16 protein-coding genes are annotated in these 19,941 nt (G+C 38.5%); 1 reads left to right on the top strand and 15 read right to left on the bottom strand.

The features are described from left to right. Window positions 1–864: 864 nt before the first annotated feature. A complete protein-coding gene (locus tag AAW12_RS22830; RefSeq protein ID WP_046675960.1) occupies window positions 865–1,800 on the bottom strand; it encodes an SPFH domain-containing protein in 936 nt (311 codons plus the stop codon). Window positions 1,801–2,301: 501 nt separating this feature from the next. Between AAW12_RS22830 and AAW12_RS22825 the strand changes: the two genes are divergently transcribed. Then, window positions 2,302–2,676, top strand: a complete 375-nt coding sequence (locus AAW12_RS22825; RefSeq protein ID WP_084823296.1) for a response regulator — start codon at window positions 2,302–2,304, stop codon at window positions 2,674–2,676. On the opposite strand, the gene AAW12_RS22820 is transcribed toward AAW12_RS22825, so the two are convergent. From AAW12_RS22820 to AAW12_RS26695, 14 genes are all read right to left on the bottom strand, one after another. Continuing rightward, window positions 2,642–3,352, bottom strand: a complete 711-nt coding sequence (locus AAW12_RS22820; RefSeq protein WP_197084146.1) for a helix-turn-helix domain-containing protein — start codon at window positions 3,350–3,352, stop codon at window positions 2,642–2,644. The two genes, AAW12_RS22825 and AAW12_RS22820, sit on opposite strands and share 35 nt — an antisense overlap. 263 nt (window positions 3,353–3,615) lie before the next feature. Then, complete coding sequence (locus AAW12_RS22815; RefSeq protein ID WP_197084145.1) at window positions 3,616–4,869, bottom strand: CotH kinase family protein; 1,254 nt, start codon at window positions 4,867–4,869, stop codon at window positions 3,616–3,618. A gap of 59 nt (window positions 4,870–4,928) precedes the next feature. Next, window positions 4,929–5,258, bottom strand: coding sequence for a hypothetical protein (locus AAW12_RS22810; RefSeq protein WP_046675956.1), 330 nt, complete (start codon window positions 5,256–5,258; stop codon window positions 4,929–4,931). Between the two features lie 315 nt (window positions 5,259–5,573). Continuing rightward, the gene (locus AAW12_RS22805) at window positions 5,574–7,169 is read right to left on the bottom strand and encodes a helix-turn-helix domain-containing protein (RefSeq protein ID WP_046675955.1); all 1,596 of its coding nucleotides are present in this window, start codon (window positions 7,167–7,169) and stop codon (window positions 5,574–5,576) included. A gap of 55 nt (window positions 7,170–7,224) precedes the next feature. After that, window positions 7,225–7,638, bottom strand: coding sequence for a hypothetical protein (locus tag AAW12_RS22800; RefSeq protein ID WP_046675954.1), 414 nt, complete (start codon window positions 7,636–7,638; stop codon window positions 7,225–7,227). 143 nt (window positions 7,639–7,781) lie between these two features. Next, a complete protein-coding gene (locus AAW12_RS22795; protein WP_053003941.1) occupies window positions 7,782–8,291 on the bottom strand; it encodes a DUF1573 domain-containing protein in 510 nt (169 codons plus the stop codon). Window positions 8,292–8,310: 19 nt separating this feature from the next. Beyond that, entirely contained in the window at window positions 8,311–10,434 is a 2,124-nt protein-coding gene (locus AAW12_RS22790; protein ID WP_046675952.1) for a DUF4838 domain-containing protein, read from the bottom strand. Beyond that, the gene (locus AAW12_RS22785; protein WP_046675951.1) at window positions 10,421–13,240 is read right to left on the bottom strand and encodes a tetratricopeptide repeat protein; all 2,820 of its coding nucleotides are present in this window, start codon (window positions 13,238–13,240) and stop codon (window positions 10,421–10,423) included. Before AAW12_RS22785 ends, AAW12_RS22790 begins: the two co-directional genes overlap by 14 nt. A gap of 11 nt (window positions 13,241–13,251) precedes the next feature. Next, complete coding sequence (locus tag AAW12_RS22780; protein WP_046675950.1) at window positions 13,252–14,667, bottom strand: glycosyltransferase family 2 protein; 1,416 nt, start codon at window positions 14,665–14,667, stop codon at window positions 13,252–13,254. A 12-nt stretch (window positions 14,668–14,679) separates the two neighbouring features. After that, entirely contained in the window at window positions 14,680–15,852 is a 1,173-nt protein-coding gene (locus AAW12_RS22775; RefSeq protein WP_046675949.1) for a HEAT repeat domain-containing protein, read from the bottom strand. A 734-nt stretch (window positions 15,853–16,586) separates the two neighbouring features. Continuing rightward, complete coding sequence (locus AAW12_RS22765; RefSeq protein ID WP_197084144.1) at window positions 16,587–17,573, bottom strand: helix-turn-helix transcriptional regulator; 987 nt, start codon at window positions 17,571–17,573, stop codon at window positions 16,587–16,589. A 344-nt stretch (window positions 17,574–17,917) separates the two neighbouring features. Beyond that, window positions 17,918–18,883: a hypothetical protein gene (locus AAW12_RS22760; protein WP_046675946.1), complete on the bottom strand. Its 966-nt coding sequence runs from the start codon at window positions 18,881–18,883 to the stop codon at window positions 17,918–17,920. 152 nt (window positions 18,884–19,035) lie between these two features. After that, window positions 19,036–19,161 carry a hypothetical protein gene (locus tag AAW12_RS26760; RefSeq protein WP_262506887.1) on the bottom strand — a complete coding sequence of 42 codons (126 nt, stop codon included), beginning with the start codon at window positions 19,159–19,161 and terminating at the stop codon, window positions 19,036–19,038. Window positions 19,162–19,486: 325 nt separating this feature from the next. Then, a complete protein-coding gene (locus AAW12_RS26695; protein WP_231585340.1) occupies window positions 19,487–19,912 on the bottom strand; it encodes a cation diffusion facilitator family transporter in 426 nt (141 codons plus the stop codon). Window positions 19,913–19,941 lie beyond the last annotated feature (29 nt).

Here is a 19,941-nt window from a genome sequence, read left to right as displayed (position 1 = left end):
AGATTCGACAACGTGCAGACCGAAAATCTGAAGTGCTTAAATAGGATCCAATGGCCTTGGATGATCTGTTTTTATGAAATTTTCATTTTGGTCAAAAGAATATAGCGCAGAATTCCTGTCACTTAAATACTTGCCTTAAGATAAGTGTTTGAGGTATTTTATGCTTTAGTTTTACAAGATTAATGTTTCTTTAATCATGCAAAATCTTTTTCTAGCTATTACAATAAGTTCTCTTGTCCTATTTTGGTTCGCTGTAAGGCACAAACCTTCGACACGAGTTTATATTTTTTGGTCGCTCTTCATATCATTCGCCGCACTTACAGGGCTCTTTATACAGTTCCCTCCTTCTTTTGCCTTATTGCTATTCGGTACAGTTATAATAATAGCCTGGTGTACGGAGTTATTGACTAACATAAAAATAAATATGCATTTGCTTTTGGCGATCCATATCTTGCGTATTCCCATAGAATTTATTCTCTATTCTTTATTCAAAGAAAAAATGCTGGCGCGAGAAATGACCTTTATTGGCTACAATTATGATATAATTTTCAGAGTTACAGCCTTAGTATTTTTGATAATTGGCATTTTCTTTCGTAAAATTTTCTATTTCAAGATTTTCAGATTATGGAACATATTCGGTATTTGCTCAGTTCTAATCGTTGTTATTCTGGGAATACTATCATCCCCAATTCCCATACAATTGATCGCCTATGATCAGCCAAATATTGCTATGCTACAATTTCCATATGCTTTACTGCCCAATTTGGTAGTACCCTTGGTAATCTTATCCCATATCATACTGTTGAGGAATTCAGTTACATCAACATTTAGATAATACATAGTTGGAAGAGCCTCTTCGGATTTCTATTCCTGCCGACTGCCATCTTTAGGAATTTCAGGCAATTGCGCACTATGCCCATCAATTTTTTGTGCTGCAGCCATTGAAACTACCAAATCATTCAGCATAGTGCTTGCTGCTGTTGGCGAATTTGGAAGCAAGACCAAATTGCTTCTGCTATTGGCTCCAATGGCATTCAGCGTATCATAATGTTGCGTCACCACGATTAACGCAGAAGCTTCCTGTGCATTGATATTGGCAGCATTCAGCATTTTCACCGATTCTTCCAATCCCTTTGCAATCTCTCTTCGCTGGTCTGCAATCCCCTGCCCCTGTAATTTTTTAGATTCTGCTTCAGCTTTTGCAACCGCAACAATTCGTATTCTTTGTGCCTCAGACTCATATTCTGCGGCAGTTTTTTCGCGTTCAGCAGCGTTGATTCTGTTCATAGCATGTTTCACCTGTTCATCAGGATCAATATCTGTCACCAATGCTTTGATAATATCGTAACCGTAGCTTTGCATCGCATCCTGCAATTCACTTTTTACAGCAATGGCGATATCGTCTTTTCTTACGAAAACATCATCTAATTTTGTTTTTGGAACTTCAGCACGTACAACATCAAAAACATACGATGTAATCTGATTTTCGGGATTCTCCAGACGATAATACGCGTCTTTTACATTATCTCTGATTACCTGATACTGAACAGAAACTTTCATCTTAATGAAAACATTATCCAGTGTTTTGGTATCAATTATGACATCCAATTGCTTTATCCGAAGATTCAGCCGCTTAGCGATCTGATCCAAAAATGGAATTTTTAAATGCAAACCGGCATGACTTACTTTTAAAAATTTTCCCAGCCTTTCTATCACGGCCGCAGACTCTTGCTTTACCGTATAAAATGAAGCAAATAATGTAATAAGTCCAAAAAAGACCAAAATTCCTAAATATAGCATAACCTTAAATTTAATATTGGTGATCTACAAACTTACATGTTTACATTGTCATTCTTCTGCTACTTATAATTTTTCGATAAAGTTCCGAAACTCGGTCATCCATCCTAAAGATAGCCTACAGTACATCCTATGAGAGTCAACGGAGATAAATAATCCCAATATCATACACAAATTTCTCATTTTGATAGTATCAGAGGAAATATTTTCTGTTAGTTTTGATAAGCGCTTGTGGTAGGCGCAAAATGATTAATTTGTTGTTGGGACGATAAATTCGTCCCACTTCACTCGCGCTTACAGCAGCTAACTTCGACCACATTTGTTATTTTCTAAATCGGTCATCCTTTTCTTCGATCATCTAACGGGCTACTTGTCTAAAAGAGGACACCTGCTCGTGGAAAGCGGATAAAAACTGCTCAAATTGATAGCAATAATACCCAAATTAAATGTAACAAAAATATAGACAGTCGGTATCTTAGCTATTATAAAAATAATGTCCTACCTATGATGTTAAAAATGCTGATCGTCGATGACAACAAATTAAATCACTTTATATTGGAATTCCATCTGCGGGAAATTGGATTATTTTCCAGCCTCATATCATTGTATAGCGGATCAGAACTGATTGAAAAACTAGAGGAATTGTGCCCGATTGATGGGAAAATTCTTATTTTCTTAGATATCAACATGCCTACTATGAATGGCTGGCAAGTATTGGATTTTATCGACCAATTTCATCTTAAGACCAATATTAGTATTATTATCTTAACATCGGAATCTTCCCCACAGACACAGGAAAGAGCGTTCACCTATCCTAACGTAATCAATTTTATCGAAAAACCGATCAATAGAGATAAGATCCTAAGTATACTTCCCTGAATTCTGTTGGCGTCTGTTTTGTGACCTTTTTGAAAAAGGTCAAGAAATTATTGGTTTCCGAAAAGCCCAAATTAGCGCTAATTTCTTTTAAAGTTAATTCGGGTCTTGTAAGATATTCTTTTGCTCTTTCAATAATGTAACTATCCAATATCTGCTTGGGACTTTTTCCGAAAACTTCCTTTGTCATTTTCGACAAAGTCCGCTTGCTTACCAAAATCTCATTTGCATAGAATGCCATCTTCTTGTTGCTATGGTGATAACGTACAATAGCCTCGAAAAACTTATTCGCCCTTTCCTGGTTATAGTTTTTGACGATCTGCTCTTTTCTACTTTTTTTATTAAACACAAGGTTATAGTGTAGCACAACATGCCCCAACATGCTCGAAATAAATTTTTCTCCCAATACGTTATCTTCATTTTTCTGATAGCAACGAATCATATATCCCATATACTTGAGATATTCCATTTCACTTTGGTCAAATTCAAAGCTAAATTCATTGCTTTTCCGATTATCAAAAAGGATACGTACAGTAGGATCCACGAACAGTACACGATTAAGAAAAAGAATTTCCATATCCCTCAAAATCTCTACTTCAGAATTACTTTTCAATTGAACGACCTTGGCAATTTGCCTATACTTACCTGGTCCAACATTTAAAAACCTCGAAATCGTCATGATCTCAAAACATTTAAAATATGTATCGCATTTCTCTGGTTCATCTAAAAGTTCAGAACCTGATATCATTAAATAATTTCTTTTATGCACAGGCTATCTTTCGTACCGACTTTATTGCAGATGTCCTACACAAAAATTCACCACTTCTAAGACTTTTAATCTGCAAATTAATACCCATCAAAGTTTCATTGAAAATAAAAAGTAAGATACTTGAAATTACTGTTGAAATTTCAAACATCTTACTAGGGTCTTAAACTGATCCCCTATAAGGTCATTACATAATTATCGATCACTTTCACTCTTTGACGCAAAAATGTTTTTAGCTTCGCCTTATTGAGCGCTAAATTGTTATCACCTGTTTTCCAAATATTGAAATCTTTCTTTTGAGAATCCCTAATCTGAGCGGCATAAATCTCGATGAATTGCATTAACTCTTCAAACTTTTGACTGCGATAATCCTTCCAGGTCTGCGTTAGTAATCTTCTTAGGTCCGGATCTTGGAGAAGATGCTGATAGAATTTGGATCCTATACGTTCGTCATCGTCCCTGATCAAGTTCATTTCTAGATAATTGAAATAGGTCCTTCCATGGTCTTCGCTGAAACCAAAACCGAAGTCGAAGTCCCAAATTGGTCCCATCGTATATTTCCCATTAACCTTTTTATGCATGTAAACGCTTTTAGGCTGATTGACCTCATTATTCCAGGCAAGCATATTAACAATTAAAAAATTAACAAATTGCTGTTTATCAAAAATCTCTCCATAATTATTATTTGGAAAACTCTTTTCATACAGCTTATCTTCAAATGACTGAAATTCAGCTTTCCAAGTACTAAATTGCTCCGGAGATTCTGGGTCCGGGTCTTTCAACATTACAGGAAGGTTGGCTTTTGCACTCCTAAATTTATAAGCTTCATCAAAGTAATTGTCTATTTCCCACAAAACGCCCCCATCTCCTAAATCTACCCTGTTTTCTTTCACTTCCACCTGTTGTGTCAAATTATAGTTTCCTCGATACTCGCCATTGACCGTTAAATCGACAGCGATAATATCGTTTGTATAAGGCATGCCTAATTGTTTGCCCATTTTCATTGCTACAGCGTTGCACATTAAGGTATAATCATTATAATTTGCCAATAAAACCCAATCTTTAGCTGCAGGGAGGCCAAGTACAATCGCCTTTTTATCCAATTTTAACCGATACGGTTTTTTAGGTTTGCTCCAGGTAGAGTTTCCTCTTCCTTTAATCTTTGTCTTTACTTTATCCATATTGGCGAATCTGCCATTACCAACAATATGAACCTCCGCATTGAGATAAGTATCTTTATCAACCACTTCGGCACTGCCTTCGATATTAATATAGATATGTGGCACACTTGCTTCAATACTTTTATCCAAGATTGGCAATTCTTCAACTTCTTTTTCCCCCGTTATGTCAGCAGGCTTTTTGGTGCAGCTTGTAATTATGATTGTACCTAGCATAATCCCGTAGATTCCTAACTTTATTCTTTGTTTCATTTTCATAACATCATTTTTTTACGTTATACATTTGTTTTTACTATGCAGATCTTGCTGCTTTATTCTATCGATTTTGCCTCAAGGTGTAGCAACTTTGCACGTAATGCAGCTCTTTCACGCTCCAATATATTTTTTTCTTGTTCAAGACGCGCAATCCGTTCATACATCTTCACGCCGATATTCTCAAAATCTGCTCCTCCTGTCACCTTGCTTTCAGTTGCTTCCAGCATTAATTTTGCTTCTGGCAAAAGGGTTCTAATCCACGAAATTATTGTGCTTTTCTTTGCGACATCATATTTTTCTGTCGCTTCCTTCATCGTCATATTACCATAGACTATAGCAAATACGACATCAATTTTGGTTTCCCTATTCACTCTCTTGCTCTTCATTTTAATAATTGTTAGGAATGCTCCAAGCCATCAAAGAGCTCATCCCCATGAGCTAAATGATATGATGGTCTCTTGCGAGCAGTTAGATTTTTCCGACTTCTCATTGGCGCATGTTGGCAAAACTAAGGTTAGAAAATCTCCTGCACAACCTCAACTGAGCACATTTTCGTTTACTCAGAAAACTTTCTGCCAAATAGCAGATCAACATTTCCAACAAACTTGGAGCAATAGCGTCCAATAAACCATTTATCTCAAATGGTTCCAAAAACACTTTCCGGAAATAAATTATTGATTTCTTTTTCTATTTGGTTAACCCTACTGTCCCCCGCTTTCTTCAAGTTCCTTTTTAGTAAAGTGAACGAAGGCCGAAGGCGGAAGTCCAGTTTGATTTTTAAACGCTGTCGAAAATGTGCTTAATGAGGAAAATCCACACATCTCTGCAAGATGCGCCAACTTGAAATCAAGAAGGGTCGGATCGCTTTTGATTCTGCCGATAATATAGTTTATCCGATTTGTCTGCAGATAAGTGTAAAAGTCCATACTTCGATATTTCTGAACGATATAACTGGCATAGCGTTGATTGGTCCCAATACTGCTAGCGAGTTTTGCCAAAGAAGTCGTTTTATCAATAAAAAACAGATCGCGCTCCTCAAACAGAAAACCTTGATACAGCCGATCCTCAGTTTCTTTCGAAATATTAATTTCCTTGGCCTCTTTCTTTAATTCAATTTCCCGCTTGGAAAGGGCTATTGGATGACTGACAGAGGAAGACCCTGCATCAAGGGCCTGATCCTTAACATCGCGCTCCCTTAATTGATGATAACGCTTCTTATAATGGCGCTTTAGCAAGATCAAGTAACCACTAAAAATAATAAAACATAACACGACCAGAACAAGACCGACGATAGCCATCATATATCTATTTTCATAAATCTCTTTATCTGTGCCGATTTCGTCGATTAGACCATCGCTTATCTGCTGGGCTATTTTTATACTATTATCCTTAATGTGTATCGCTTTAGCAGTATAGTCATTGGATAAAGAAAAATCGCCTCTCATTTTATAGTAAACGGCTTTTGTCTCATAAGTCAACATTTCCAGTTCTTCCACATTCTTCTCTTTCAGATAAGGATCGATTAAATTCAGGCACTGATTTGCCTTCTCTAAATCTTTTTTTGCGAGAGCTGACTCAGCCATTATGCGATAGATATAGGGCTTTAAGTTAGTTTCCATACCTCCCAGCTTTTTCAACGAGGCTTCAAGAAGAGAATCAGTATTGTTGATATCTCCTATATGGAGTTCGCAAATGGCATTGAGCTGATCGTTTGTTGCTTTTATTAACAAGGCACGCTTATCTTCATTCCCTTCCATCTTAATATTAGAAGCCGCTTGGAGAACATACTTTTTTGCCTTATGGTAATCATTTTCGGCAACAGCATGAAAATACCATTCATGTGCTATATTTATCCTTGTTAAAACTTGTCTTTCCTTATCACTTTGCTTCTCATTTGCTTTCTCGGCCTGCACAAGGTAACGCTCAGAGACCTTCATCAATCCCAACCTTCGAAAAGTTGTTGACAGAAGTCCCGAAGTTACAGCCTGCCAGGAGTAATTAAGTGTCATCTCTGCAAGCGAATTAGCCTTAATGGCGCTCTTGATCGACTTACTCATATCACCCTTATTTTCGTAGATCTTGGCCAAAAGCATATAGGATTTAATCTTTTGCTCATCACTTGACGCCACGGCTAACAAGGAATCGGCAACACGCTCAGCTTCTACAACATTGGTTGCAACCAGCGAAACATTCACTTCAATATATCTCTTGTCAAATTCATCTCCCTTGGTCTCCTGACCAAAAGTATAGTACTGACAAAACAATAGAAAAAAACAAATTATTAGTACTTTCTTCATAGGTTTCAAAACTTTGCTCAAATAGATCAACGCTTTGTTTCTCAAAAAGAGCTTGTTAAATAGTAAGTAACAGGATCGCAAGTAGGATGAGAACGCTGGCAACAACCGCCCACCAAAAACTGATCTTCGGAGACTTCTGCTGTCCAGTGGAGCTTTTCATTTGTAGATGGGCGTCGTTTAAGTTCACATAATCATAGTACGCTCGCAACTGGTTAGAATCTACAACAACATCAATAGCCTTCCTTACTTCTCTTTTCAATTGAAGCAGCGTGAGCTGTGAGGATAGATACCCCACTTCATTTCCCTTCAAATCACGACTCCCAAAAAAGTCCGCAAAGGCTTGATCTAAATCGTCAGCAATTGAAAATCCTTCATTTGAAAAATGCTTCTCGATTTCGAGATTTAGGTGCTTCTCGGTATCAATAAGAGTTAAAAGCAAAGCCTTTGGATCGTAGACAGTTGAACGCATCGAAAATTATGTATATACAAAGAGCCGGCAATCTACTAAATATCCTATAGATGACAAATTATATCACGCTGGATTAAAAGAACAAACTTACAATCAATTATTTAAATATCATTATTTTTTAAACTACTAAGATTTAATTAAGGCTACTTATTGTCATGAATACTTTTTTCAAAGTCCTCATCCATGTAATATCCTTTATTATTTTCTTCTCCGTCCACCATACGCTTTACCCCCCCACCGGCATTCATTTCCTCTGTATACAGCTCCTCATAATCCTTTGTATACATGGCGTTGGGAACCACATTGATATCAAAAATAATCTCCCGAAAAGGTGATTTTTCAAAATTACCGTATAAGGTGACATAATGTTTGACATAACCTATGTTTTTTGCACTATTATAACTTAACGAGAGCAACCGCTCTTTGCCCGGAGGGACAGAAAATGCACCTGATTCACCATTAACTTTCAGGCAACCACAAGAAGTAATAATATCTGTGATTATCAATGGATTTTTCCCTGTATTCTTAATATTAAAAGACAGGTCTTTTTGCTGGCCAGCCAATAAAGGGTAATAATGTCGCTGATTGTCTTCTACCGCTATTGTTGTCTTCTTGTTTTTAACGTCTAAACAACTCGATGACAGGAGACTCATTAAAACACTTAACAAAACACTAAAATAACTGTATCTCATCGCAGGCAATAACCGAATTTCTGATTGTTCTATTTTTGTAGATTTTAATATATAGTTTTTCATTTTCATTGATCCTTAAATCCTTATTTAATATCATTAATCCATTTTCCTTGTCAAGATCGCTTGTGCTGATCCGATCAACAAAACGATCATTTACAAATATTTCTATCGCCTCTGGTGGTAACATTCGATGACGCTCGTTCAGAAGGAAGCGAATACTCAAATGCTGCGTCTGTTTAAAAGGACGAAAAAAAATCTTGTCGATGACAATGTCAGCTGAGCACAGAAACCATCCCTGGTTAAAATCCGACCGGAAGCCAAGTACATTGTCGAATAGGAAATGACTGTTTTCGTGTTCCCCGTCAGCCGATAAAACGCTTAACCCGGCTATTTTATTTATTTTATGAGGTCTCTCCAACTGATCTCGCCATTCATGGCAGTATATGCTCAGCTGCCCCTCTTCTTCCTTGTAGATGGACACACCTCCTTTTCCCTGATTTTTTTCCAGACCTAATAACGCTTCATTAATTGTATTCGCGATGACAAGTTCTTCATCTTTTATTTTCATAAATCCACCGGCCCTAAACCCTTGCTGATAGCAAATCTGCAATGAAGTATAATTCATCGCGGTTATCAGCTTAGCTAGACGTAATTTTTCTACTCCATTTGTCTGTGGCTCCAGACGCTGTATATCCTTGAATAGTTCCAGGAATTTTTCTGAATCAAAATAATTTCTCTTAGCCGTATAAAAACCTGTGTATATGTCAGCAGCGCTGTTTTCCTTTTCGGCTCTTCTTTCCAATTGTAGATAATAGGATGTTAGCAAGCTAGCAGTGACGGGATAAAATCTTTTGAAATAGTTGGCCACCAGCTTCTCTACCGATAGCTGCGTATCAATCATCAATGCACTTAACACATAGGTTTTTACATCGTCGAAACTCGAGTAGTCATAACCGCTCCCATTCATGAAAATTCCTTGACAACCCAATGATTGAAAAAATCGGAGGTGCGATTTCGTTCTGGATAAGACGGGATATGGGGTAAGGTAGTCATCAAAATTACTTACGTAGTCCCAAAGAAATAGTTGGTCTGATTGTTTCCGCCAATCATTTACCAGACTTGAAAATGCCTGCACATGTGCGTCATTGAGGTCAAGGTCCCCCTGCGTGGGCAGGTCAATCGTACTGATAAAAACGCCGACGTTCTTATTTGTTTGTGTCGAAGGGGCATTTTTTGTAGTCCGATAAGCCATCGTAAAAAAATGATGCGACGGATAGCGTGTTGCCAACCTGTTTAAAAGAGCAATAACTCCAGCAGTTGCCTCGCCAGGTTTATTGCCCAGCTTACGACATTTTGAACAGCTACATACCAGATCATTGTCATTGGGAGCGATCATAAACCATTTGGATTCGCTCACGCCATAATGATCGCTAATAAACCGCTCCAGGGCTTGAAACATGGTGTTTGAGGAAAGACAATATTGCTGTCTGTTCCTTTTCCCATCGACAAGTGCATAGGCATCGGAAGGCAAATCCTGCGGAAGCACCTTATATAAATTATGTCCCCAGATTCCCCACTCGCGCTCAATACTATGCGTATTCAATATGCCAAGATTGTTTTCATCTAGGTTCGGCAAAAAATGTGGCTCTCGGTAACGAAAAGCAAAAGAACCGGTCCTATCCTCAAAATCTATATATGCTGGCGGTAAGTCCGCAACCTCCAGTGGCTGAAATTTGCTGATATGATCGATTAGCATATAACTTAGCCATCTTAATACAGACCTGTCTTTTCCGAAAATAGCAAGGCTATGGACTCCGTTTTTTATTTCAAAATCATGATCCATATCAGGCACTACTTCCAGATAGATCCTTTCGCCATGATAATTGGCCAAATTTTCATCTGAACGTATTAAATTCAAGCTTTTGGCTGCACCTGCACGACCGCTCATATGTTGGTAAAGGTAATCTGCCGCCACAGTGCTCTCTTCGTCTCCGTTGGATGTTATCAAAAACTCATCACGCGAAAAGTCTACACCTTTATCCTTACAAGATAGGTAAAGCGGACATAATAGCAAAACGGATAAAAAGAGTTTAAAATGAGACATAAAGCTGAACATAAAGGTTATACAAGTTTTTGTAATTGCTCCCATTGACAGTGCCTGCAGCTTGGAAATTATACCAAGTACCCATCATGCTTGCACTTACATTTTTCGAAAACGACCTGCCCACACCCGCACCGACCATCGCATTAAAAACATTGAAACTATTATATAGCTGATTGTTCAATAGGTCGGCATCCGGCGCGCTACCTATACTTCCAGTCGCTATAAGATAGTTTTTTCGGTTGTTCATAAAATACTGTGCCTTTGCAAGCACACTATATAGGTAAATGCGCTCCCCTTCGCTGTCAAGCAAGTAGTTGTTCCATTTAGCTCCCAGACGAAAATCAGCAATTTCTTTCGTCAAGCCTACATTAAGATTGAAAAGGTGCTGTCCAGTAAAAAATCTTCTGTAACCAAGACCAACCTCTGCTTCCCAAGTAGGTTTCCACTCGTAAAGCCCTGCTGCATCAACAGCGATCTTTGCAAAATATTTGTTGGCAAGGGCAGCGTCAATTCGTGTTGAGAATTTAGTAGTCCAGGGTCTGCTCCACTCCACCTGCGCTTGTACCCCTTTACCTTCCTCCCTGCCTGTATAGTGTAAACGTCCCACATAGGAAGAACCATCCGCTAGCAAGCGTCCATATTCGAAAGAGGAAATTGAGGATATTCTATTATCATCACCAAATCTTGCACGTAAATGCGAAATGGCAATATAATTTTCAAAAGTTTTCTGCGCTAAATAATTGAGATGTGCTTTGAAATCATCCAATTCAAGGAGCGACGGTTCGTAGAACTTCTGATAGTAATACGCGGAATCAAAGTTTCGAAGACCTTCGAAAGCGAGACCTTTTAAATGCTTAAGATCTTTGTTGTCTTTACACAGTAATCCTTTGTCAATAACGGATAGCGCGGCCTGGTGATTCTTTTCATTGAGCAGCTGCTTAGCATACACCTGCGTTGTGCTAACAAACGTATTAACCAATGGTTCATGGTAAGGGCGTTTTTCCACCTGTTCATGAAGCATCTTCCAAGAATGAGGAATTTGTTCGGGCTGTTGGTTTAGTGCCTCCGCCAATTTAATTTTGAACTTAGGATCATCGTATTGTTTTTCGGCACGTTGTGCATACAGAAGCATCGCTTCCTGATCCTTTAACATAAAGCTGATATTGATCATATTGAGCAGTGCTTCTTGATTGGTGGGGTCAATAATAAGCCATCCTTTGACCAGTCGCTGCGCTTCAGGAAGCTTATAATCCTCACGCATACTTCTGACTATTGGTGAAATCATTTCGCTGTAACCACCGATATAACGTTGGCGATCTTCGGGCAATGACTTTGTTAGCACCTGCTCATAGGTCTCCAGCGCAAGCTTATATGCGCCCTGTTTCATGTAAATCTCAGATTTCTTTAACAGTAGATCTAGGTTATCCGGCTCAGCAGATAGCAAATCATTCAAGCTCAAAAGTGCTTCGCCGTAGCGTCCCGATGTCATGTAAGCGCCGTAAAGCCCACGTTTTGCAATACGTATAGATTCTGGGTCGCCATAGCGTATTGCTTCCTGCCAGTCCAGGATTGCCTCTGCCACATTACTCTCCAACACATTGTTCTTGGCCTCCTGAAGGCTGATTCCAACAACTGACTCTCTGAGTTCCGTATCTCCGGGATATTTAGTAAAGAGATATTTGGTCAACGCGGTTACCCTGGACTGATTTCCCATTCTTTTGTGAACCATAAGTTCTAGCATATCGATTCGTTTGCTACCGCCCACATGCACCTTGTGCTTCTTCAGCACTGCAAGTGCTTCGTCGTATTGTGATTTCGCTAGAAGGTCGTTGAACACATAATTAAAAGCTTCCTTGTTTTTTGGTGCTTCCTCAAAAATTTTTCCGTAAAGTGTTGCTGGTTCATTATTTTTAGCACTCCGTGCCGTTTCCTTTAGGAAATAGCGATATTGTTTCTGTAGCATAGGGATATTTCCGGCTCCACCTTTGATGCGGGCATTGAGGAGCGATAGAATCTCAGGATAACGTTGATCGTGCTCAAGGATAGCGATTTTCTTCTGAAACAGCGCATCACTTGCAGGAAATTGATGTAACGCTCGTTCAGTATAAACCAGGGCATTGGCATAATCTCCAACCTTAATGTAGCTGTCGATTAAAGGCATATAGTTCCAGTATTGAAGTGGACGCTCATCAATCATTTTCTTAGTCGCTTCAATAGATTGATCCATCTTCCCTTCCTTTTTTACCTGCAGAAGCCGCTGTTCGACCAGATAAGCCTGATCTTTTTTTAGCTGGCTATCCTCCGGATAGATTTGGGAAATCCGCTTGAGCAAGCGGTCTGCCTCCACATGATTACCCAGGTGACGGTAAAGCTCAATTTTCTTACGCCAAAGCCCTTTCCAATAGGGATTAACCTCCAACAATTCATTGACGTAGCAAATTGCACTTGAATATCGACCGGTCTCTGTTTCAACAGCTACCAACATATGCTTAGACTCGACATTTGCGGGCGCCGATTTGAGGGATTTGACAAGCTCATATCTTGCTCGGCTATAGTCCTTGCGGTGAATATAATATTTCCCCACAAGCATACGCATATCTGAATCCTCCGGATTTTTTTCGAGAATAGCATCTGCGATCTTCTTTCCCGTATCCCATTTCCCCTGTTTATATAATTCGTTTATTTCGTAGGCCTTTTCATTTCTATCAATTGTGGTCGATGCCCGCTGCCCGTAAACAACCGGAGTGAAATAAATTGATGCTGAAAGAGCTAAAAGTAACTTCGTTTTATGGATATTTTTAAACATTATTAATTCATTTAAGCATTTTTTGTCTGAGAAAACCCCTTACGAGTCATATTTCCCCATTTGATATCTTTCCGTGTTAAATATTGTATATAGCCCCGCAAGGTGAAAATGATGACAAACGGGTGATATAATATCGGTTCAAATGCTGAGAATAATACCAGCTTGAGATATTCCCAAAAGTTCCGGTAAAGTTTTCCCAAAACCAGATCGTAGGAAACTGTGATAACAGATACTGAAAATCCAATAAGGTAGGCATATAGCAGCATCATCCAGAATGTATCGAAGTTGATCTGGTGGGTAATCAGCAGAAAAATCATGAATAGAAGACCTGTAAATTCGATAATAGGAGCTAGGAATTCGAACATGATCATATAGGGTAATACAACAAAGCCTAAGCGTCCATAATCCTTATTGAAAATCATTTTCCGGTGATCGACAAGAAACTGAAACAGGCCTCTTCCCCAACGGCTTCTTTGACGGTTCAATATGCTTAAATTTGGCGGTCCCTCAGTCCAACACAAACTGTAAGGACATTGAGCGATCCTATATTCACGATTATTTTCAAGCATATAGGCAGAAATCCGCGTAGTGATATCCATGTCTTCGGCATGCGAAGAAGAGTCAAAACCACCTACTGCAATAATCACTTTAGAATCAAATAGGCCAAATCCTCCAGAAACATTTGGAACAGCATTGATCATATCCCATCCCATTTTTCCTACCAGATAAGATCTTAAATATTCTGTTTCCTGAAATAAAGGAATCAAACTTTTCGGAGGTCTTACCCGTGTGATCTCGCCATTTTCGATCCGACAGCCATTTGCCATACGCATGGTGGCCCCCACGGCTATGACCTGTTTTTCTGAATCCAAAATAGGGAGGACGATTTTACTGAGGCTGTCTTTAGCAAGAATACAATCAACATCGGTATTGATAAAGTAATCGTTCTGAACCACATTGATCCCGGCATTGATAGCATCCGCTTTTGTTCCGCCATTTTCTTTATCCAACACGATCAGCCGGCTATATGCTGGATTTTTTGACCGAAACACGCGTTTAATAGGTTTACAATTCACTTTATAAACTAGATAATACGGAACTTCTTCCAGCTCAAATTCCGTTAAAAGGATATCCAAGGTTTTGTCTCTGCTACCGTCATTCACGACGACAACTTCAAAGTTGGGGTAATCGAGATTCAACAGCGAATTGACACTATCCAAGATGATGACCTCTTCATTAAACGCAGGTGCGACAATAGAGACTCCTGGCGCCTTATCGGGAAACTCCAGCAAATAGTTCTCTTCCCGCTTCGTGTATCGATAGCGATAACGGAGGGTATTATAATAGCTCATTACCATAAGTACAACATAGGAAATACCCAATGTCGTGGCATAGAAATAAATGAGATAGGTAAAAAAATAGACCATCTTAAATAAATTTTAAACTGATATAACTAATCTTTCTGCAAACACTTGATTTAACAGTAATTTCTCCTTTTCACGCGACTGCAAAATCGCCTCCTCCTGAAGATGGAGAAGTAAAATTTCCCCTTCTTTTCCCTGTGCCTTGATGGAACGGGCGATTAACATTTTTAAATGATCATCGTCAGAAAAGCAATAGGTATCTGTTAAAAACGGGATAACTTTCTTGGATTTCAATTTGCCCATTGCTTTCACAATTGCCTCACGTACAATAGACGATTCAAGGGAAAATCGGTTGATAAGCTCTGAAATACCATCATTGTATTCAAGCTTCCCCAAGGTCAAAACAATTTGTGCGCGGATATCTCTATTTTCCTGCGTTTCCAACATTTCAAGAAGAGCAGGACAAGCTTCTTTTTGCTCAAAAAACTCTATTTCCTGTATAATGAACTGGATATAGTTAACATTTCTGGAATTATTAATCCAACGGAGAAGATTTGGAAGCTTAATTTCCCGCGAACGTTTCAACAATGTAGCATGAAGGCGCAATTTATCCAATTGTGTAAATGCTTCATCGAAATTCTCCTCCATAAAACGAAAGGGATTATAATTTTCCTGACTTGCATATAAATCTCGTGCGGTCTTTCGTAGATCTTTGTCTTTATGAAACATGGATTTGGAAAGAATGCCGCTGTTCACCCCAATGTTGAACTCACCCACAACCTGTAAAGCCTCCCTACGTTTGGACAATCCAGGTGTACGCATACGCTTTTCCCAAAAACCCATGAGTCTGAGTGCTTCTAAACAATTTTTGTAATTAAGCTCATTTAGCCGACCGCTTTTGAATGACTCATTTTTTACGTGGAGAACGATATCGGTCAATGCATCCGTTCTCCATTTTTTTGATCTCGAAACATCGTAGTGTAACAGTTCTCGGATTTCATCCACATCATAGTTATTCTTTGCTGTCATAACAAAAGCCAACTTTTCATCGAAATGCTCACGAATTTTCCTCCGCTGTTTTTCCGTCCTGTTAATGCGATAGCCGATATAGAGTAATCGGACAATACCGAACAAGACAAGGCCCAATAGCCCCAATACCATGGCTGCGGTAATCCTTACGACCAATGGGTAACCATTGTACAAAGCTCCTATGTAGCTTAAATAATAGAGGTAGTAATCATAATACATTTTTTGTGTTATTTAAATTTTTAATAGATAATTATTGCTTGTCCTACAGCACAAAAACATCGTGATTGGAACGCTGATACAAAATTGATTATCCACAAAACAAAAAATGTCTCACTTTCAAATAGGTCCATTTTCCATAAAAACAAAGACAAAGCATTAAACAAAAAAACAAAACACAAAAATCACAATATCAATACATTAACTACCAAAATCAGCTTACAAAAAATATGCAGATTTTCAGTGAAACTAAAATCTTAAATGGTAGAAGATTTCAGATTGGTTGAAAAAGAGACAATCTGAAAAAGACAAAATTTGATCCACGAGAAGAATCTCGACTGATAGCCAGCATATTTCCCATTCACATCAGATAAGACGGATCGTCGTTAGGTTTTTGTAGCTTTCGTTTCAATCCAAACGGTAAGGGACAGCATTGAAAACGGTTCACTTCGCAATCCTTTCAAAATACAGCACAATTTTCCCTGAATACATATGGTTAAAGGATAAGGGTAATGTAAAGTCTGATACTTGAAATTGCCTACAACCGAAATGACAAAGCCGTCATCTTCAAAGCGGTCGAACAAATAACGACGACATGAAATCCGATAAATTTTAAGAATATTATAAGGGGGGTAAAATGGGACCGCTTTACCGGGTGCTCATGGGGACAGCAGTTATACCGAAAAAGCATAATCCTAGCGGCTAGATGCAGCTCAAAGTAAAAAGAAAATAGATGGCTAGGAAGCAGTTTTGCAGAACTGTAGGGGTGTACAGCCAAATTCGGCCTGAAAACTTCTGTAGAATGAAGCTCGTGAATTGAATCCGCAGACAAAACTCAAATGATCAACTGTCGTTTGAAGTTCAGTATTTTTCAACTGTTTTGCTGCATAATTCACGCGAAGGTGGTTAATAAAGGCATTAAATCCTCTGCCGAACTCCTTTTTAAGGAACGGAGATATATTGTTCAGCGGTATTCCAAGCTGATGACTGAACTTCTCCTTATTAAGTTCGGTATCCAAATAAGCTTTGGTATGGATAAACTGTTCGAGCTGTCGACGATAAAGCTGTTCCCGTTTATCCAACGATGTTACATTCGAGTCAATATTTTCTATTTTACACAATAATGCATCGCTTACCGCGATGGTTAATGTGAGTTCTTCTGAATTTGTTCCCTCAGATTGTCGCAGATAAGTGAAATAAAATATAAACAAAGACGAAAGGAACGTTAAAAAAAATGAAAGCACAAATATCTCATGGATAATGACATTTCTATAGTGACCGATCATAATCAGAATTTCTACAATGAGCAGAAATATAAATACGATAGGGAAATAAACTTTACTCCCATATCTTTTCATCAGCCTAAATAGATCTACACCCGTTTCCTGTTGATTTTTTAACCCCACATACGTCAGATAACTGGAAAAATGCACGAATGACATTAAGTGAACCAACAAGGTGTCGTCAACATCAAATCCATCTAAGATCCACCATTTCAATTTTACAATACCAAACAACAATAAGCTACCGACAAATGGTATAAAGTGGAAAATAAACTGCCAACCTATATTTTTGGACTTTAAGCTACTTACCAACAATAAAATAGCGGGCCCAAACAGTAGCCCAAAGGGTAGGCAAAGAACCAAATAGACCTCATCCGCTGACCAAATCTTTAAACCACAAATTAAAATTTGATGACATGCGGCAATTAGCAAGAAAATCATCAGGAATTTATTGCATAACATCTGTCCTTTCGAACAATTCAAAAAGAGGAGATAGCCTGCGCAAAATAGCGTTATTATGGTTAGGGTCGTAACAAACATATCTTTTAGCGATCTTCTGAATTCCCTCCCTTTCATGGCAATCAGGCTGGAATTAGAATTGATGGCTAAAATAGAAAAATCAGTCAGTTAAACTTATCAAATATCCTAGACTTGTTTTTTCTGTAGCTATTCAACTACATCGCAACATCGAACATCAAATTTGACCAATAACTATCTTATCACGACCAAGTTTCAATTAATAATAAGATATTTCCTTAATAAATATGGAATTTCACCTGAAACCGCTATTGTTCCATAAATGTCGTATAATTATGGACAGCAATTGGCGCTCGGGTTTGCACATTAATTTCCCGCAATGCATTAATTATGGCTGATTTGCTATTCCAGATACGACCTATCTCATCAGCATCGAGTCCGATTTGAATGTTTGCTTTAAAATTATTCCTTTCCCAATTGGTACGCTGAACGATGGTTGGTATTGATGCTAATTCATAAGCCATAATGGTGAATCCGTTGATGTAGTTCATTGTATCGTTAAACCAATTGTATTTTTCGATTTCTGATGCCCAGCCGATAGCACTCATTTCATCAAACCAAGTTGGAATATCAGCCATTATTTCATCCTTTTCCATCCCATAATGGAGTAAGGTTAGCCTAAGATCTCGGTAGGTATCTTTCAATAAATACAAAAGTTCACGCTTCCTATGTATGGATGCTACACTCCATTCTTTTAGCTGATGTGGCTCAAGATCCAAATGCAAACCTTGAAGTTTTGCATCTACATCGACGGAAAGATTAAATTTAACGTAATATTCCAGAATATAATCTATCATCATTTGACGATTTTCAGGATATATCCACTGTTCATTTCCGATTAGATAAATAGATTTTATGCCCAGTTGCTTAAGTTTTCTGTTCCATTTGGCAAGATTTTCTTTCTGTATCGGGTGTGCAGGAATCTTCGAATATCCGCCATATACCCGAGTAACTTTATTTTGAATATAGCTGTCAATGGTTTCACTCATCCTGGCCTCATCCATAATCACATTGTTGATACCATAAGGACGTTTTTCAGAGCCCCAATGCCATATGCTAAGCTCCGGAACTTTGTTTTCCGGGGCCGGTCCCGGGCTAGTCCCATTCTTTCCCTCCTCTCCAGTACCTAAATTATCCTGTGATAAATCATTTTTTCCACAGGATATAATTGCAAAACTAATGAAAGCTATGCCTAAAATTCTATACCCGTTCATTGATCGATAATTGAAACGTTTTCCATTCCCTCCTTTGGTAAACTTTCCGAAGTTTATAAAAATTTTTCACTTTACCTATAGCCTACAGTAAAATCACAACAGGCCATTACGCCCCTTATCGCGGAATTTTACAGGAATTGAATGAATAGAATTTATTCTGGTTGGATAATGACATAATGGATAAATTGAAATTCGGTTTTAATGCGTGTGCGGATGCGGGCAATTGCTTCGGTAATATCTTCTGTATCAAGATCATCCTTAAAATCAATGATAAGCATCAGTATAACGTCTTCAAGAGACTGTTAGGTAGACAGCAAGCTCCGACTTTCCCTGGCGAGAATAAACGAAACAAAACCAACAGCACCCCAACAATTACAGAAGCTAATCCATCCAATTCGGGAATCTGCAGGGAATGGCTTAGCGACATGAGGATCATGACAATCAATAGTCCCGCCACTGCTGCTCCATCCTCAAAAACAACAAGAAAACTGGAGGGGTCTTTGCTTTTAATGATCGTATCCCAACAGCCACCCCCCTTTCAGGCTTTGTTGAATGCTTTTACAGCAATAATAAAGGAAGTACCCTCAAAAATAAGCGCGAGAATCAAGACGATATATCCCAGAAAGGATCTTTCATCAATTCGGGCTCCCGTATATGCATCAATCCCTGATAGATGGACAGCGCTCCACCCAAACCGAATATGAGAATAGAAACCACAAAGGACCAAAAATAAAGCTCTTTTCCATAACCAAAGGGATGAGACTGGTCGGGCGCCTTTTTACTACGTTTCAATCCATATAATATCAACAGCTGATTAGCCGTATCAACTGTGGAATGAATTCCATCAGAAATCATAGAAGAACTGTTGGTAAAAGATGCGGCGATAAATTTGGTCAGCGCTATCAGTAGATTGGCAGCAAGGGCACTATAAATTGATGTTTTATTATTGTCTAGGATATAATAGCCTCTATTTTTTGCTGTCCGCCATAAAATATTATACTTAAAATTATTCGATATTATTATTTTCAAACTGCCGTCACCCAATTTTTGTTTGCTTT

The sequence above is a fragment of the Sphingobacterium sp. Ag1 genome, from assembly GCF_000988325.1.
Classification (GTDB): domain Bacteria; phylum Bacteroidota; class Bacteroidia; order Sphingobacteriales; family Sphingobacteriaceae; genus Sphingobacterium.
The sequence above is the reverse complement of the archived record's forward strand: the minus strand, read 5'-3'. Positions and strand labels throughout refer to the sequence as shown.

Bases quoted from the DNA above. Each gene is read 5' to 3' on its own strand.
- AAW12_RS22830 (WP_046675960.1), bottom strand. From the start codon at position 1,800: ATGCTATATTTAGGAATTTTGGTCTTTTTTGGACTTATTACATTATTT.
- AAW12_RS22825 (WP_084823296.1), top strand. From the start codon at position 2,302: ATGATGTTAAAAATGCTGATCGTCGATGACAACAAATTAAATCACTTT.
- AAW12_RS22820 (WP_197084146.1), bottom strand. From the start codon at position 3,352: ATGACGATTTCGAGGTTTTTAAATGTTGGACCAGGTAAGTATAGGCAA.
- AAW12_RS22815 (WP_197084145.1), bottom strand. From the start codon at position 4,869: ATGAAACAAAGAATAAAGTTAGGAATCTACGGGATTATGCTAGGTACA.
- AAW12_RS22810 (WP_046675956.1), bottom strand. From the start codon at position 5,258: ATGAAGAGCAAGAGAGTGAATAGGGAAACCAAAATTGATGTCGTATTT.
- AAW12_RS22805 (WP_046675955.1), bottom strand. From the start codon at position 7,169: ATGAAGAAAGTACTAATAATTTGTTTTTTTCTATTGTTTTGTCAGTAC.
- AAW12_RS22800 (WP_046675954.1), bottom strand. From the start codon at position 7,638: ATGCGTTCAACTGTCTACGATCCAAAGGCTTTGCTTTTAACTCTTATT.
- AAW12_RS22795 (WP_053003941.1), bottom strand. From the start codon at position 8,291: ATGAGTCTCCTGTCATCGAGTTGTTTAGACGTTAAAAACAAGAAGACA.
- AAW12_RS22790 (WP_046675952.1), bottom strand. From the start codon at position 10,434: ATGTCTCATTTTAAACTCTTTTTATCCGTTTTGCTATTATGTCCGCTT.
- AAW12_RS22785 (WP_046675951.1), bottom strand. From the start codon at position 13,240: ATGTTTAAAAATATCCATAAAACGAAGTTACTTTTAGCTCTTTCAGCA.
- AAW12_RS22780 (WP_046675950.1), bottom strand. From the start codon at position 14,667: ATGGTCTATTTTTTTACCTATCTCATTTATTTCTATGCCACGACATTG.
- AAW12_RS22775 (WP_046675949.1), bottom strand. From the start codon at position 15,852: ATGTATTATGATTACTACCTCTATTATTTAAGCTACATAGGAGCTTTG.
- AAW12_RS22765 (WP_197084144.1), bottom strand. From the start codon at position 17,573: ATGATTTTCTTGCTAATTGCCGCATGTCATCAAATTTTAATTTGTGGT.
- AAW12_RS22760 (WP_046675946.1), bottom strand. From the start codon at position 18,883: ATGAACGGGTATAGAATTTTAGGCATAGCTTTCATTAGTTTTGCAATT.
- AAW12_RS26760 (WP_262506887.1), bottom strand. From the start codon at position 19,161: ATGCTTATCATTGATTTTAAGGATGATCTTGATACAGAAGATATTACC.